The organism is Nitrospirillum amazonense (assembly GCF_007828035.1).
In the GTDB taxonomy this organism is placed as follows: Bacteria; Pseudomonadota; Alphaproteobacteria; order Azospirillales; family Azospirillaceae; genus Nitrospirillum; species Nitrospirillum amazonense.
This window is the reverse complement of sequence record NZ_VITV01000001.1, coordinates 225,434-240,425: the sequence shown is the minus strand read 5'-3', so window position 1 is coordinate 240,425 and position 14,992 is coordinate 225,434. Positions and strand designations below refer to the sequence as shown.

The window sequence follows — 14,992 nt, the reverse complement described above, 5'->3', positions numbered from 1 at the left end:
GGACCGACCCATCTCCGCCTCCTTTACCGGCAGCGGAATCAGGATGCCAATGCGCAGGACAGGGCGCAACCTATCGCGTGTGTCGCGCCAGCTTGTTCTCCTAAGGTCAGCGCTTATGTCGCAGCACCCAGCCGGCCAACTCATCCAGCGGCGCGGGGTGCCCGTCGCCGTCGCGGAAGCGTACGGTGGCGCTGTGGCCGGGCCAGGCCACGGTCAGCTGGGTTTCCAGGGCGTCGGGGTGGCCTGGGCCGGGAAAGGCGGGTGGCTGGTCCGCCATGTCGGCGGCTTGCAGCAAGCGCGACAGGGCTTGGCGTTCCGCTTCGTCCAGCCCCGCCACCTCCACGCTGACCGTTGGCCGGCGCAGGGGGAAGGCGATGCCGCCCTGGCGCTGGCACTCGATGACGACAGGCAGGGGCGGGGCAGGTGGGGGCGGGTCGGCACTCATGGCGGCAGCATGGGTCAAAGGCCCACGGCCGTCCAGGCGTCGTCCACCGCCTTGGTGGCGGCGTCACCGTATTTCCGCGCCACGTCGCGCGTGGCGGCGGCGGCGTCCTTGAATTCCGACCACAGCTGCAGGCGGGTGGTCAGCGTCTCGTACCAGATCAGGCCCGCCACCTCCCACGCCTTGCCGCCGATGGCGGTGGCCGCCAGATAGAAGGCATGGTTGGGGATGCCGGAATTGATATGGACGCCGTAATTGTCGTCCGACCCGCTGTAATAGTCCTTCATGGTCGCGGGTTGCGGATCCTTGCCCAGGGTAGGGTCGTCATAGGCGGTGCCGGGCGCCTTCATCGACCGCAGCGCCGTGCGGTTGGTGCCCGCCTTGGGGATCAGCAAGCCCTCCCCGATCAGCCAGTCGGCCTGGTCGGCCGTGTCGCCGGCGGCGTACTGTTTGATCAGCGAGCCGAAGACGTCGGAGAAGGATTCATTCAGGGCGCCCGACTGGCTGGAATAGGTCAGGCCGGCGGTGAACTGGGTGACGCCGTGGGTCAGTTCATGCCCGATGACATCCAGGCATTTGGTGAACCGGTCGAATATCTCCCCGTCCCCGTCGCCATAGACCATCTGCTGGCCATTCCAGAAGGCGTTGTCGTAGTCGGTGCTGTAGTGCACCGTGGAGTCCAGGCGCATGCCCTTGTCGTCCACGGAGTTGCGCTTCATCACCTCCAGATAGAAATCATAGGTCTGGCCGGCGTAGGCGTAGGCCTCGTTCACGGCCACGTCCTGGCCGTCCGGCTGCCCCTCCGACCGCACCAGGGTGCCGGGCAGATCGCCGCCATGCTGGGCGTCATAGACGCTGCGTTGCTTGGTGCCCGTGCCCAGGCCTGCGAAGGCGAACTGGTTCATGCTGTCGCGCATGCCCCGCAACAGGCCCTGCTGATAAAGGTTGCGCAGGGCGCGCTTGCGCAGGGTCGGGTCGCTGGCGTTGGTCGCCACATGCTCGATCATGTGCGGCGGGATGATGAAGCAGACGTGCGGGGGACAGCCGGCGTGCTGGCACATGGGGGCGGGCCTTTCAGCGCTGGATCGGGGCACCCAGCGTGGCACCGCGCGTTGGGTGCCGGAATAGCCGCCTAGGACATAGCTACGCCTGTATCGCCGGGGCTAATCCCTTGGAGAGGAAGGCTGCGGCCGCATCCAGATCATCCGGGGTATTGATGTTGAAGAAGGGGTCGATGGCCTCGACGGCGAAGTCCACCAGGGCCAGGGGTTGACCCGCTAGGAAGACGCCGACCTTGCGCACGTCCTCTTCAACCAGAGCCTGGCGCAGGCGGTCGGCCAGGTCCACGGGCCACAACGCCACCACCGGATGCCGCTGCCCGCCCGAGGTGGCGCAGGCCACGCCGCCCGGGGCCGCTGCGCCCGCCAGGCGTGCGGCCAAATCCTGGGGCAGGAAAGGGCAGTCAGCCGGCACGCTCAGCACGTGGGTATGGCCGCCCTGGGTGCGGGCGTATTCCAGCCCCGCCAGCACGCCGGCCAGCGGCCCGGGATATCCCGGCACGGTGTCTGCCAGGATGGGCAGGCCCTGGTCGCGGTAGCGGTCGGGGTCACCGTTGGCGTTCAAGGCCAGGGCCGACACCTGGGGGGCCAGGCGCCCGCGCACATGGGCCAGCAGGGGCCGGCCGGCCAGGATCAGGCGCGCCTTGTCAACCGCGTGTACCTCATCACCGCCAAAGCGGCGGGCCAGGCCACCGGCCAGGATCAGACCCAGAATATGGATCGTTCCGCTCACGGAATGTACAACGCCAGGATGTCGTCGGCGGTGGTGCGGGTGGGGGCCGTCGCCGCCAGGTCGCCCAGGGACCGGGTCATTTCGGGGTGTCTCCCGCCGCCGGCGTTGGTGTCTTCCCTGGCGCGGGCTTGGGCGCTGACGTCGCCGGTTCCGCCTTGGGCGCCGGTTTCTCATCCGTCGGCTTGGCCTTCTCCGCCGTCTTTTCCGGTGCGCTCTCGAAGCGGGGGGACTTGGCCAGCAGGCGGCCCTTGTCCAGCGCGTGGGTCAGCACCAGCGATTCCAGGGCGCCCGCCGGCTGGTCCGGGTTCAGGTCCAGCGTGTCCTTGTTCAGGGCGTAGAGGGTGAAGACATAGCGGTGGGTCTGGCCCGGCGGCGGGCAGGGGCCGCCGTAGCCCTTGGGCCCGAAGTCGTTCAGCGCCTGCACCGCCCCCTTGGGCAGGGCCTTGCCGTCGGCCGCCCCGGCCCCGGCGGCCAGGCTGTGCACGCCGGCCGGGATGTTGAACACCATCCAGTGGCGGAAGCCCTTCTTGACGTCCGCGTCCATGATGATCAGGGCGAAGCTCTTGGTCGTCGGCGCCTCCCCGCCCCAGCGCAGGGCGGGGGAGAGGTTTTTGCCGCCGCAGCCGTCACGATCCCAGGCCTGGGGCGCGGTCAGCGTGCCGTCGGCCGCCAAATCAGGACTGCTCAGCCACAGGCCGGCGTGCGCTTGCCCCGCTGCCAGCCCGCTGGCCAAGCCTACGGCCAGGGTGGTGCCCAGGACCAGCCGGCGCCTCATGCTCACACCCGTTCCGTCATGCGCCGTTCGCGCAAGGGGCGCTTCACCCGGGCCAGGTTTTCGCCCAGGGCCGTGCCTTGGCGCAGGGCCACGGCCACCTGCAGCACGTCGATGACGGCCAGATGCGACAGGCGCGAGGTGCGCGGGGTGTAGATGCTGGTGTCCTCATCCACGTCCACCAGCAGGGGCACGGTGGCGCGCTCCGCCAGCGGCGACCCGCCCGAGGTGATGGCCACCACCGGCGCGCCGCCGTCCAAGGCGAGGTCGACGGAACGCAGCAGCTCGCGCGTGCGGCCGGTGTGGGAAATGGCGATGACGGCGCCGTCCGACCCCAGGATGCTGGCGGCCATGGCCTGCACGTGCACGTCGCTGTGGGCGATGACGGGCACGCCCAGGCGGAAGAACTTGTTCTGCGCGTCCTGCGCCACGATGCCGGAGGCGCCGAAGCCGTAGATCTCGATGCGCCGCGCGGCGGCCAGGATGTCCACGGCCCGGCTCAGGTTTTCCGCGTTCAGCTGGTTGCGCATGCGGGAAAAGGCGCTGATGGCCCGGCCGATGACCTTGGCCGCCACCTCCGCCACCGGGTCGTCGGGCATCAGGTCGGCATCGACGAAGGGCGTGCCCGTGGCCAGGTCCTGCGCCAGGCGCAGCTTGAAGTCCTGATAGCCGCTGCAGCCGATGGATCGGCAGAAGCGCACCACCGTGGGCTGGCTGACGTCGGCCTCACGCGCCACTTCCGCCACCGAGGCGGTGACGACGGCGTGCGGCCGCTTCAGGACGATTTCCGCGATCTTGCGTTCCGACGGACGCAGACTGTCCATCATCCCGCGTATGCGACCCAGCATGAAGCTAACCCCCGACCCTGCCGATGACTTCACGAAGGAACCAGGCGCGCTGCTGCGGCGTTCCTTCCTGTTTGTAGTGAAATTACCGGAAGTTATGCGGCCATGTCACGCGCGCCGTGGCAGCGGCCCCATAAGGGTTAAAGGCCCGCGACGCGCTGCACCGTCCAGAACAGGCCGGTGGCGGCGATGAGGGACGAGGCGGGGATGACCACGCGGCGGCGGTACCAGGGCTTGTCCCGTTGCCGACCTGAAACGCACACGAGGGCCACGGCGGCATAGGCCGCGGCGATGATGGACAACTGCGCCAGCTCGATACCGACATTGAAGCTGACCAGGGCGGGGATGACGTCGCGCCGGGCCAGGTGCAGGTCGGCCAGGGCCCCGGCGAAGCCCATGCCGTGCAGCAGGCCGAAGGCGAACACCACCAGGGGGCGCCAGGGCGTCAGGCGTGCTGTCACGATGTTCTCCACCGCCACATAGGCGACCGACAGGGCGATCAGCGGTTCCACGACGCGCGACGGCAGGCTGATCACGCCGTACATGGTCAGGCCCAGGGTGACGGAATGGGCCAGAGTGAAGGCCGTGACCTGCACCAGGATGGAGCGCAGGCGGGTGGTCAGCAGGAAGATGCCCAACACGAACAGGATGTGGTCCAGCCCCTCGGGCAGGATGTGCAGGAAGCCCAGTTCCAGGTACTGGGCCGCCAGCCGGGGCAGGGAAAGGGGGGCGGCGTTGGCCGCCAGGGCGAAGAGCTGGCTGGCGGCGTCGCCCTCCAGCCACTGGGTTTGCGGGGTGCCGCCGGTGGCGTCGGTGAAGACGACGCCATAGGTGCTGTAGACCAGGCCGTAACGCCAGGTGACGGCATGCGCTCCGGGCGGCAGGGGGCCGCCGGCGCGCAGCACGACGAAGGCCGGCAGGGTGATGTCGCTGGGCATCTCCACCTGTTCCACCGCCACCGTGGCGGGTTGGGCGGCGCCGTCGGCCCTGAGATCCACCTGGGCGGCGATGGCGGCGGCGTAGGCGGGCAGGATGGCCCGCACCCGCTCCGCCGTCAGGTCGCGGCTCAGCGGCTGGCCGGCCGCCGCCTCCAGCTTGTTCACCAAGGCGGTGGGGGCGGTGGTGATGGTGGCGGACCAGGCGTCGCCCGGCCCCACCGTCAGCTGCACCTGCGTGGTGCCGATCTCATGCGCCTGGGTGCCTCCCGCCAGGCACAGCGCCAGCAGCAAGGCCCAGAGCCAGCCCTTCATGACGGGGCTCCCGGCCAGTCGAAGGTCAGTGAGGCCCAGTGGCTTTCCCAGTCCCGGTGATGCAGCCAGTGGGCCAGCGTGCCCGCCCGCACCATGTGCACCGACCGGATCAGCCAGACACCACCCTGGGGCAGGGGAAAGGCGAAGGCGCCCTGGGCGTCGCTGCGCGTGGCCAGGCGCACGGCCGGTTGGCCTTGCAGGTGCGCGGTGACGACCGCCCCCGCCACCGGTTGGCCCAGGAACAGCACATGGCCGCGCACCGGAGCGGTGCCGGCCACCGTGGGGTCGGCGTCGGGCACGATCTCATAGGTGAAACCCTGGGGCCGGGTCACCGCCGGGTCGGCCATGGTGCCGGCCAGCAGGGACTTGGCGTAGCGGTAGAAGCATTCGCGGCCCGGCTGGCCGCTTTCCCCCAGCCGTTCCCGCTCCGCCACGATGCCGTCCAGGCCGTATTGACGCAGATAGGCGGTGAAGCGCTCGGCCGGCAGTTCGATATAGCTGCCGCCGCCGGTATAGCCGACCAGGGCGGTGGCCCGGCCGTCGACGCGCAGGAAGCCGGCCGGGTCGATGTTGTCGGCGCCGCCCACCGCCTGCTCCTCCCCCGCCTGGCGGACGAAGAAGCGGTCGATCAGGCTGGCGGTGCGGGGCACGGGATCGCCGATGAAATTCTCCCCCACCCTCAGGCCCACCGCCACGGCGGTGCCGGGGCCGGGACGGAAGGTGGACGGCTCGATCCAGAAATCATGCGCCAGGGCGCCGGCGGTCCAGAAGGCTACCGCCAGCGCGGTCAGGCAGGCGCGTCCCGTCCCCATCAGGCGTCAATCCGGCGCCACCACCAGCGCAGCAGGTGCCGGACCAGGCTGCGGATGATCTCCACGATCCCCCAGCTGACCAGCAGCAGCACGATCACGCCCAGGATGACCCAGGGCAGGACGCTGTGGGCGTTGGATGGCGCCGGCGTCTGGTCCGGCCATTGCGGCGCCAGGTAGGGCCATTCGGCACTGAAGGGCTTGTCGTTCACCGTGGCGCGCGGATAGGGCCCCTCGATGAAGGAGATTTCCTGCAGCAGGCAGTCGCCAAAGGCGCAGGTCTGGGCCACCACGTCGTCGGTCAGCAGGCGGCCGTTGGGGTAACCGACGGGGAAGCGGTCGGTGTAGACCATGACGTCGGGCTGCAGGTCATAGGGCCGCAGCTGCAGGGTGAACTGCAGGAAGTCGGCTGCTGCTATCGCCCACCATTCCTTGGCGCTGTGCAGGTAGTTGTAGATGTTGTCCAGCTTGGCCTTGCGCGCCATCAGCGCCTTCAGCTGGTCCTTGGGCGGCATCGTGTTGATGAAGCCGAAGCGCGGCAACTGGGTGCGGATGGACCGCCCGACATGGTCGACCTCCGTCCCATCCTTGGCGGTGGTGCCCCACAGGATGAAGTCGTGCTGGTCCGCCGGAAACGCGCTCTTGGGGATGCGCATCACCATGGCGATGACGTTCTTCTTGAAGAAGCGCGGGAACACGAAGGGGTCGTCGCGCACGCCGAAGTAGGTCTTGATCTTGTCGGTATCCTTCAGGCCCGTGTAGGTGATGGTGTTCACCGTCACGTCGTCCTGCAGCTTCACCTTGATGGTGACGTCGGGATGGATTTGGTCGGGCACCAGCACGGTGCCGCCGTACCGGGCGCGGATGACCGGATCCTGGAAGGACACCGGCGTGGTGAGGTCCATGTGGATCTCATAGTCATAGGGCGCCAGGTTGTAGGGCTTGGGCGCCAGCAGGGCACGGTTGACGTCGAAGATCAGGATCATGTCGTCCCCGTCCGGGTAGAAGAACAGATCCGTGATGTTGGCCGTCGGGTCGGTCAGGTTGGTCGGGTCGGCATGGTCCGACGCGCGTGCAGGTTGTGGGCTCGCCAGGCCAAGGCATGCAACCAGCGCGAGCCCCGGCAGCCGCAGCCGCCGCAGCGCTTTTCCCAGGATGTTCAGGCCCCTGGTCCTGTTGAAGATGCGCCCCATCGTCTTCCTCCGTCAGTCCCGCCAGGTTCGCGCAATGCGCCGTATCACATTGATTTTCAATGGTATTCAAGCCTGCTCAGCCACCCGCACCCCGTCGGAAGGGTTATGTCGTTTTGAAGGGTGGCATTACACTTTAGGGGTGGAAGCCGGATATCAAATTCGAGATAAACGGCGTAACAACAGGAACTATATTTCCTGTAAGTTGTATCTTTGGCTTGAGACTAGTTCGCTCCGGATATAATGTCCAGACCAACGAACAACTTTTCAGGGCGCGAGGTGGGGCATGGCGCGGATCGGTCTTGGGGTCTTTGCGACCCTGGTGGCGGCGGTGCTGCTGCTGTCTGGCTGCGGTGACAAGCAGGTGAAGGATGAGGCGATGCGGGCCGAACGGGCCGCCGACACCTTCCCGGCCGCCGACGAGGACTATTTCAAGGACATGGACGGCGGTGTGAAGCTGACCTCGGATGAGGTCAAGGGCCGCAACAACTGGATCGTGTGGACTGGCGGCAACGACCGCTTCTGGGACCTCATCACGGACAGCGCCTTCGGCAACTTCGACCTGCTGAAGACCATCTCCAGCCATCCGTCGCTGGCCTATGGCCGTGGTACCCGGTTCAGGGAACTGGGTCTGATGAATGAGCCGTGCTTCGTGGCGCCCACAGGCCCCTCGGAGGACCGGTTCGGCCTGTGGCTGGATCAGCGGGTGAAGGATGATCCCAACTGTCCCGAGGACCCCTTCGCCAATGAGAAGAAGTACCCCGGAGTCAAGATCGGCGCGCGCGGCACCAAGCTGGACGGCGTCGAGTTCCCGGTGGGCTCCTACTACGGCTATCCCACGGGCATCGTCGGCCTGCGCCTGTTCCCCAATCCCGCCTTCGACGAAAAGGCGAAGAAGCACTGGGACGCGAAGAAGTATTACGAGGATCCGTCCTACTACAACGACAAGAACCTGGTCCGCCCCTACCGCGTGGGCATGTCCTGCGGCTTCTGCCATGTGGGGCCCAGCCCGACCAACCCGCCGGCCGACCCGGAAAACCCGAAGTGGGAGAACATGAGCGCGGTGGTCGGCGCCCAGTATTTCTGGATCGACCGCATCTTCGGCTGGAACTACGGCAAGCCGGGCTCGCCGGAGCGCAAGGCGAGCGAGCAGAACTACCTGATCCAGCTGGTGCACACCTCACGCCCCGGCGCGCTGGATACCTCGCTGGTTTCCACCGACTACATCAACAATCCCCGCACCATGAACGCGGTCTATGGCCTTGGCGCCCGCATGAACGTGGCCATGCAGCGCGGGATTGAGACCTTGAGCGGGCCCGAGCTGAACAACGAATTCCTCAAGGGCAGCCTCGACGGCAAGCGGGTGATCACGCCGCACGTGCTGAAGGACGGTTCCGACAGCGTCGGGGTGCAGGGGGCGCTGAACCGCGTCTTCATCAACATCGGCCTGTTCAGCGAGGAATGGCTGCGCCACTTCAACCCGCTGTTCGGCGGCGTGCCCAACACGGCCATCCAGATCGAGGTGGGCCGCAAGAACTCCAGCTATTGGCAGGCGACGGAAGCACAGACGGGCTTTCTCGCCGAGTATTTCCTGAACACGGATATCCAGAAGGGCCACAAGCTGGCCGATGCGCCGGGCGGCAAGGCCCATATGACGACCGACCTGGCCAAGCTGGAGCGGGGCAAGGAGGTGTTCGCCGAGACCTGCGCCGGCTGCCATTCCAGCAAGCAGCCGCCGCTGCCCAAGGAAATCGACTTCAGCACGTGCAACGGCCCCGACTACCTGAATTGCTGGAACGAGTATTGGGCCTGGGTGAAATCGGACGCCTTCAAGGCGCAGATGAAGGAGATGGTGAAGGCGCCGGACTTCCTGACGGACAACTACCTGTCAACCGACATGCGGGTGCCCGTGACCCTGTTGCAGACCAACGCCTGCAGCCCGCTGGCCACCAACGCCATCGCCGGCAACATCTGGGACAACTTCTCCTCCACCTCCTACAAGCAGCTGCCGTCCGTCGGCACCATCAAGATCCACGATCCCTTCACGGGTGAGGAGAAGGACTACGTCATGCCGGCCGGCGGCCGCGGCTACACCCGCGTGCCCTCGCTGGTGGCCCTGTGGTCGACAGCGCCTTACCTGGTGAACAACACGGTGGGCTGGCCCGGCGGGTCATTCTACGCGCAGCCGCCGCTGCCGTCGCCGCCGCCCGACCAAAAGCCTTACTACCCGTTTGACCCGCTGAATCCGTCGGTCGAGGAGCGCGTGAAGACCTTCGAGGTCTCGATCCGGCAGATGCTGTCGCCCGAGACGCGCCCCCACGACAAGCTGCTGGGCGACAAGGGGGTGTTCCTCATCGACCGCACCAGTGTCGGCAGCTATCTGAAGGTGCCCGGCGGCTTCCTGCCCGCCTTCCTGAAGCCGCTGCTCAGCCCGCTGCACCGCTGGCTGCCCAGCATCTTCGGCGACGGCGACCTGATGGTGGGGCCCATCCCGAAGGACACGCCGGTCAACCTCATCTCCAACACCGAGCTGTACAAGGACGACGCCACCCTGGCGGAGAACCTGCCCCGCTATGTCCAACTGCTGCAGCTGCTGAAAAAAGCGACCCACGACTTGGCGCAGCTGCCCAAGAACGCGACAGACGAGGAGGCGCGCAAGGTGTTCGCCAACCTCCGGAAGCCGCTGCTGGACTTCAGCAAGTGCCCGGATTTCGAGGTCAACCGCGGCCACTACTTCGGGACCAGCTTCACGTCCGAGACGACGGCGCTCAGCAATGAGGACAAGGAAGCGCTGATCGAGTTCCTGAAGACCTTCTGACCACCCCGCCCTTCAAACCCCGTCCGGCCGCGTGCTCCGCGGCCGGCGGTTGGGGCGGCATTCCCACGGGCCAGGCATGGGGGACAGGCTATGGCAGATGTAAACGACGCATCCGTTCAATCCGCGCAGTATGATTTCATCGTCGTCGGCTCCGGCGCCGGGGGCGGCACGGTGGCGGCCCGCCTGGCGGAGGCCGGGTATACCGTCCTGGTGCTGGAGGCGGGGGGGGACCCGCGCAAGTCCCATGGGGGCGATCCCTATTATCCGAACGAGAACCGTTTGCCGGACGATTACGACGTGCCGGTCCTCCACGCCTTCGCCTCGGAAAACACGGGCATGCGCTGGGACTTCTTCGTGCGCCACTACAGCGACCAGGCGGTGCAGACCTCCGACCCCAAGTATGTGCCGGTGTATCCACCGCCCAACGGGCGGCCGGTCGACGGCATCCTCTATCCCCGCGCCGGCACCCTGGGCGGCTGCACGGCGCATAACGCCCAGATCGTCGTCTATCCCAACAACGAGGACTGGCAGTTCATCGCCGACCTGACCGGCGACATCAGCTGGAAGCCGGAGGCCATGCGCCGGCTGTTCCGCAAGCTGGAGAACTGCCATTACCGCTGGTTCTATCGCCTGCTGTATTGGCTGAGCCTGGGCTTGATCAACCCGTCGGGCCACGGCTTCCGCGGCTGGCTGCACACCCAGAAGGCCATCCCGCTGCAGGCGCTGGGCGACAAGCCCCTGATCCAGGGACTGCTGGATTGCGCCAAGGCCGTGCTGCTGCGCGATCCCAACCCCGACCAGGGCTTCGAATGGCTGCTGGAGGGGGAGGGCGATCCCAACGACGTGCGGCTGGTGGATGCGGACGCGTTCGGCCTGCGCTACGTCCCCCTGTCCAACCGCAACCATGCCCGCACCGGCACGCGCGAGCGCCTGCTGGAGGTGGCGGAGAAGCATCCCGATCGCCTGCACATCGAACTGGACGCCCTGGTCACCCGCGTCCTGTTCGACGAGTCCGCGCCGCAGGACGGGCCGCTGGGGGGCGAGCCGCGCGCCATCGGCGTGGAATACGAGAAAGGTGAGAAGCTGTATTCCGCCTCTTTCGCCCAGGGCACGGGCGGGGAAAAGCGCGCCGTCTACGCCAAGCATGAGGTCATCCTGTCCGGCGGCGCCTTCAACACGCCGCAGCTGCTGATGCTGTCAGGCATCGGCCCCCGGGAAACGCTGGAGAAATTCAACATCCCGGTACGGGTCGACAGCCCCGGCGTGGGGCGCAACCTGCAGGACCGCTACGAGGTCGGCGTCGTCAACGAGATGACCACGGACTGGGAGGTGCTGAAAGGCGCCAAGTTCGCCGCCGGCGATCCGCAGTACCAGCAATGGAAGGAGAAGCGCGAGGGCGTCTACACCACCAACGGCGCCGTGCTGGCCGTCACCAAGCGCTCGGCGCCCGAGCGGCCCATGCCCGACCTGTTCTGCTTCGGCCTGCTGGGTGAGTTCCGCGGCTACTACCCCGGTTATTCCAGCCTGTTCCCGGAGCATCTGAACATGCTGACCTGGGCGGTGCTGAAGGCGCATACGCTGAACCGCGGCGGCGAGGTGACCCTGCGGTCGGCCGACCCGCGCGACACCCCCTACATCAACTTCCATTACTTCGAAGAAGGCACCGACAAGTCGGGGCAGGACCTGGACAGCGTGGTCGAGGGCATCCGCTTCGTGCGCGCCGTCACCAAGAAGCTGTACGACCAGGGCATCGCTAAGCAGGAACTGCTGCCGGGGCCCGCCGTGCAGACGGATGAGGAGCTGAAGCACTTCGTGCGCACCCATGCCTGGGGGCATCACGCCTCCTGCACCTGCGCCATCGGCAGCGCCACGGGGGGTGGCGTGCTGTCCAGTGATTTCCGCGTCCATGGGGTCAAGGGCTTGCGGGTGGTGGATGCCTCCGTTTTCCCGCGCATCCCCGGCTACTTCATCGTCAGCGCCGTCTACATGATCGGGGAGAAGGCGGCCGAGGTGATCATCGAGCAGACCCGTTGCCAGCAGAACCGCCGCCATCAGGCGCGGGCGTGAGACTCAGGGGGGCTAGACCAATGACCAATCCGCTTAGCACCATCGAGGTTCTGCGGGCCGAGGCCAAGAGCATCCATGGTGACCACGTACTCGACGGGGTGCAGGACGAGGACCTGACCCTGGCGCTCAACACCCTGGAATCCACCGCCCTCTGCCTGTCGGGCGGCGGCATCCGCAGCGCCACCTTCGGCCTGGGCATCATCCAGGCGCTGGCCGCCCGGCCGCGGCCCTGCAAGGATTTCCGCCTGCCGCCGCCGGACAAGGCCCTGTTGGGCCAGTTCAACTATCTCTCCACCGTCTCCGGCGGCGGCTATATCGGCAGCTGGCTGTCGGCATGGCTGTCGCGCCAGCCCTATGCCGAGGTGCTGCCGCAGCTGAACACCCGCGGCCATGAGGTCAGCGCCGTCGAGCCCACGGCCATCGGCGACCTGCGCCGCGACAGCAACTACCTCACGCCCAAGGTGGGTCTGGTCTCGGCCGATACCTGGGCGGCGGCGGCGATGATCCTGCGCAACCTGCTGCTGAACTGGGTGCTGCTGATCCCGCTGTTCCTGTTGAGCCTGGTGGTGGTGAAGCTGGCCGCCGTGGGCGTGGCCTGGCTGTCTCATCCCTTCGGCGACCAGAAGTACGGCCTGGCCCTGGTCATCCTGGCCGTCATCTCCCTGGCTCTGGTGCTCATAGGACTAAGGTTCACGCTGCGCGCCATGAGGCTCAGCGGCACGGCCAGCCCAACACAGGGACAATTCCTCAAGGGCAACCTGCTGCCCATGTTCCTGGGCGGCGTCGCCTGGACCGGGGCCCTGGACACCACCATCGGCTATCAGCTGCTGATCGTCACGCCGCTGGCCGACCTGCTGGTCTTCGGCGGCATCCTCGGCTTCGTCGTCTACGGGGCGGCCCAGCTCATCACCCTGCTGACGACGGGGGAGCTGTTCACGGCGCTGCTGGACCTCAAGCGCTGGGCGCGGCTGAAGCACCGCACCACCTGGGGCTGGCTGGTGGCGGGCATCGCCTACGGCGCCTTCCTGGGCTTCGGCGCCCATGTCATCGGCTCCGGCGGTGATCCGGCCGTGCGCCTGCTGCTGTTGCTGCTGTTCGCGCCGCCGTGGCTGCTGGTGTCGCAGCTGATGGCCGAGACCTGCTATGTGGCGCTGACCAGCAACACCCCCCGCTCGGATGAGCAGCGCGAGTGGTTCGCGCGGTCGGCCGGCTGGTACCTGGCGACCTGCATCGCCTGGATCGCCGGCGTGGCCCTGGCGCTCCTGGGGTCGTGGACGGCCGGGCAGGTGGAACTGGGCACGCAGGCCCTGTTCGACTGGCTGGTGGCCGGCGGCGGCGCCACCGCCATGGTCGGCTGGCTGACGGGCGGCAGCGGCCGCACCTCGGCCCAGCCGTCCAACCAGGCCCCCAACCGCAGCCCTGTCGCCATTGCCTACAACGTGGCGGCCAGCCTGTCGGCGCCCCTGTTCTTCGCCCTGCTGCTGGTGCTGGGGTCGGCCGTCATCGACCTGGTGGTGCTGCGCGACTCCCTGTTCGCCTACCTGATCTCCTACGGCAACTACCTCATCCTGCCGGACAGCGCCGGGTCGGTGCTGTTCCAGAGCGGCATGGTGGAGGCGCAGGAGCGCAGCATGGTGGTGCCGCTGCTGGTGATCGCGGGGGTGATCCTGGGCATCATCGCCTTCTTCGCGTCCAAGTACATCAACATCAACCGCTTTTCCCTGCACGGCCTCTATCGCAACCGCCTGGTCCGGGCCTTCCTGGGGGCGTCGCACATCGGTCGCAAGCCGGACCGCTTCACCGGTTTCGACATGGACGACAACCCGACCATGCAGTCGCTGTGGCCGGCGAAGCGTGAGGACCGGACGGGCGACAACTGGCGGCCCTTCCATGTCCTGAACACGACCCTGAACGTCATCTCCACCCGTAATCTGGCGTGGCAGCAGCGCAAGGGCATGTCCTTCACCATCACGCCGCTGCACAGCGGGGCGGCGTCGCTGTGCCCCCTGCTGGACCAGCCGGGCGGCACCCTGGTGGCCTATCGCGGTGCCTTCCGGCCGTCCTCGAAATACGGTGGCTCGTCGCACAGCGGCCGCCGGTTCCGCCTGTGGCCGTTCGCGCGCCAGCCGAAATGCCCGCCCCGTCCGGAGGATGACCCCACCAACCCGGGCATCTCGCTGGGCACGGCCATGGCCATCTCCGGGGCCGCGGTGGACCCCAACGCCGGCTATCACTCCTCACCCACCGTGTCCCTGCTGCTGACCCTGCTGAACATGCGGCTGGGCTGGTGGCTGGGCAATCCGGCGCCGGTGGGGGAGAAGTCCTGGTACCGCAACGGCCCGCCGACGGCGGCGGCACCCCTGGTGAAGGACGCCTTCGGCCTGACGACGGACGACCAGCCTTATGTCGCCCTGTCGGACGGCGGCCATTTCGAGGATCTGGGCCTTTATGAGATGGTCCGCCGCCGCTGCCGCTACATTGTGGTCAGCGACGCCGGTGAGGACCCCACCTTCACCTACTCCGATCTGGGCATGGCCGTGCGCAAGATCGGCATCGACTTCGGCATTCCCATCCGCTTCCACGAACTGCAGAAGATGCAGCCGCGGCCGGCGCCGGGGGTGACGCTGACCGATGTGCCCTATCACGCCATGGGCGTCATCGACTACGCCATGGCCGACGGGCCGGCGGCCAAGCCGGGCATCATCCTGTACGTCAAGGCCAGCTTCCATAATTGCGATGAAGGGGCGGGGGTGAAGGCCTACGCCAACGCCCACCCCACCTTCCCGCACGAATCCACCACAGACCAGTGGTTCTCCGAAAGCCAGTTCGAGAGCTACCGGTCGCTGGGCTTCCAGATCATGGACAGCATCCTGGCAGAGGCCCAGGGCTGCGCCACCGATCTCGCCACCCTGAAGCAGATCCTGGACCGCCTGGCGGAACCGGCGCTGAAGGAAGAGTGTGAGGAGTGCGACCCGCCGGTCCTGCAAGGCGCCTGACCGGCCTAGCCT

General features: G+C 67.4%; 11 protein-coding genes. 3 read left to right on the top strand and 8 right to left on the bottom strand.

The window, feature by feature from the left end:
• Positions 1-106 precede the first annotated feature (106 nt).
• The 8 genes from FBZ87_RS01030 to FBZ87_RS00995 all read right to left on the bottom strand — a co-directional run bounded on the left by FBZ87_RS01030 (position 107) and on the right by FBZ87_RS00995 (position 7,102).
• Entirely contained in the window at positions 107-463 is a 357-nt protein-coding gene (locus FBZ87_RS01030; RefSeq protein WP_145608461.1) for a protealysin inhibitor emfourin, read from the bottom strand.
• On the bottom strand, positions 460-1,503 hold the full coding sequence (locus FBZ87_RS01025) for a M4 family metallopeptidase (protein WP_211106803.1): 1,044 nt from the start codon (positions 1,501-1,503) through the stop codon (positions 460-462). The genes FBZ87_RS01030 and FBZ87_RS01025 overlap by 4 nt, the downstream gene beginning before the upstream one ends.
• Positions 1,504-1,585: 82 nt before the next feature.
• Positions 1,586-2,233 carry a molybdenum cofactor guanylyltransferase MobA gene (gene mobA / locus FBZ87_RS01020; protein ID WP_246134177.1) on the bottom strand — a complete coding sequence of 216 codons (648 nt, stop codon included), beginning with the start codon at positions 2,231-2,233 and terminating at the stop codon, positions 1,586-1,588.
• A 76-nt stretch (positions 2,234-2,309) separates the two neighbouring features.
• Positions 2,310-3,008 (bottom strand): YbhB/YbcL family Raf kinase inhibitor-like protein, encoded by a 699-nt coding sequence (locus FBZ87_RS01015; protein WP_145608457.1) that lies wholly within the window; start codon positions 3,006-3,008, stop codon positions 2,310-2,312.
• Between the two features lie 2 nt (positions 3,009-3,010).
• Positions 3,011-3,853 carry a transcriptional regulator HexR gene (hexR, locus tag FBZ87_RS01010; protein ID WP_088873663.1) on the bottom strand — a complete coding sequence of 281 codons (843 nt, stop codon included), beginning with the start codon at positions 3,851-3,853 and terminating at the stop codon, positions 3,011-3,013.
• Positions 3,854-3,990: 137 nt separating this feature from the next.
• Positions 3,991-5,100 (bottom strand): HupE/UreJ family protein, encoded by a 1,110-nt coding sequence (locus FBZ87_RS29545; protein ID WP_246134176.1) that lies wholly within the window; start codon positions 5,098-5,100, stop codon positions 3,991-3,993.
• Positions 5,097-5,912: a DUF4198 domain-containing protein gene (locus FBZ87_RS01000; protein ID WP_145608455.1), complete on the bottom strand. Its 816-nt coding sequence runs from the start codon at positions 5,910-5,912 to the stop codon at positions 5,097-5,099. Before FBZ87_RS01000 ends, FBZ87_RS29545 begins: the two co-directional genes overlap by 4 nt.
• Positions 5,912-7,102 carry a DUF4331 domain-containing protein gene (locus FBZ87_RS00995; protein ID WP_145608453.1) on the bottom strand — a complete coding sequence of 397 codons (1,191 nt, stop codon included), beginning with the start codon at positions 7,100-7,102 and terminating at the stop codon, positions 5,912-5,914. The genes FBZ87_RS01000 and FBZ87_RS00995 overlap by 1 nt, the downstream gene beginning before the upstream one ends.
• A gap of 283 nt (positions 7,103-7,385) precedes the next feature.
• Between FBZ87_RS00995 and FBZ87_RS00990 the strand changes: the two genes are divergently transcribed.
• From FBZ87_RS00990 to FBZ87_RS00980, 3 genes are all read left to right on the top strand, one after another.
• Complete coding sequence (locus FBZ87_RS00990; RefSeq protein WP_145608451.1) at positions 7,386-9,917, top strand: cytochrome c family protein; 2,532 nt, start codon at positions 7,386-7,388, stop codon at positions 9,915-9,917.
• 90 nt (positions 9,918-10,007) lie between these two features.
• Positions 10,008-11,984, top strand: a complete 1,977-nt coding sequence (locus tag FBZ87_RS00985; RefSeq protein ID WP_145608450.1) for a GMC family oxidoreductase — start codon at positions 10,008-10,010, stop codon at positions 11,982-11,984.
• A gap of 20 nt (positions 11,985-12,004) precedes the next feature.
• Positions 12,005-14,980 (top strand): patatin-like phospholipase family protein, encoded by a 2,976-nt coding sequence (locus FBZ87_RS00980; RefSeq protein ID WP_145608448.1) that lies wholly within the window; start codon positions 12,005-12,007, stop codon positions 14,978-14,980.
• Positions 14,981-14,992: the final 12 nt, after the last annotated feature.

Coding starts and splice junctions, on each gene's coding strand:
- FBZ87_RS01025 (WP_211106803.1), bottom strand. CDS start 1,503: ATGTGCCAGCACGCCGGCTGTCCCCCGCACGTCTGCTTCATCATCCCG.
- FBZ87_RS01015 (WP_145608457.1), bottom strand. CDS start 3,008: ATGAGGCGCCGGCTGGTCCTGGGCACCACCCTGGCCGTAGGCTTGGCC.
- hexR (WP_088873663.1), bottom strand. CDS start 3,853: ATGCTGGGTCGCATACGCGGGATGATGGACAGTCTGCGTCCGTCGGAA.
- FBZ87_RS29545 (WP_246134176.1), bottom strand. CDS start 5,100: ATGAAGGGCTGGCTCTGGGCCTTGCTGCTGGCGCTGTGCCTGGCGGGA.
- FBZ87_RS01000 (WP_145608455.1), bottom strand. CDS start 5,912: ATGGGGACGGGACGCGCCTGCCTGACCGCGCTGGCGGTAGCCTTCTGG.
- FBZ87_RS00995 (WP_145608453.1), bottom strand. CDS start 7,102: ATGGGGCGCATCTTCAACAGGACCAGGGGCCTGAACATCCTGGGAAAA.
- FBZ87_RS00990 (WP_145608451.1), top strand. CDS start 7,386: ATGGCGCGGATCGGTCTTGGGGTCTTTGCGACCCTGGTGGCGGCGGTG.
- FBZ87_RS00985 (WP_145608450.1), top strand. CDS start 10,008: ATGGCAGATGTAAACGACGCATCCGTTCAATCCGCGCAGTATGATTTC.
- FBZ87_RS00980 (WP_145608448.1), top strand. CDS start 12,005: ATGACCAATCCGCTTAGCACCATCGAGGTTCTGCGGGCCGAGGCCAAG.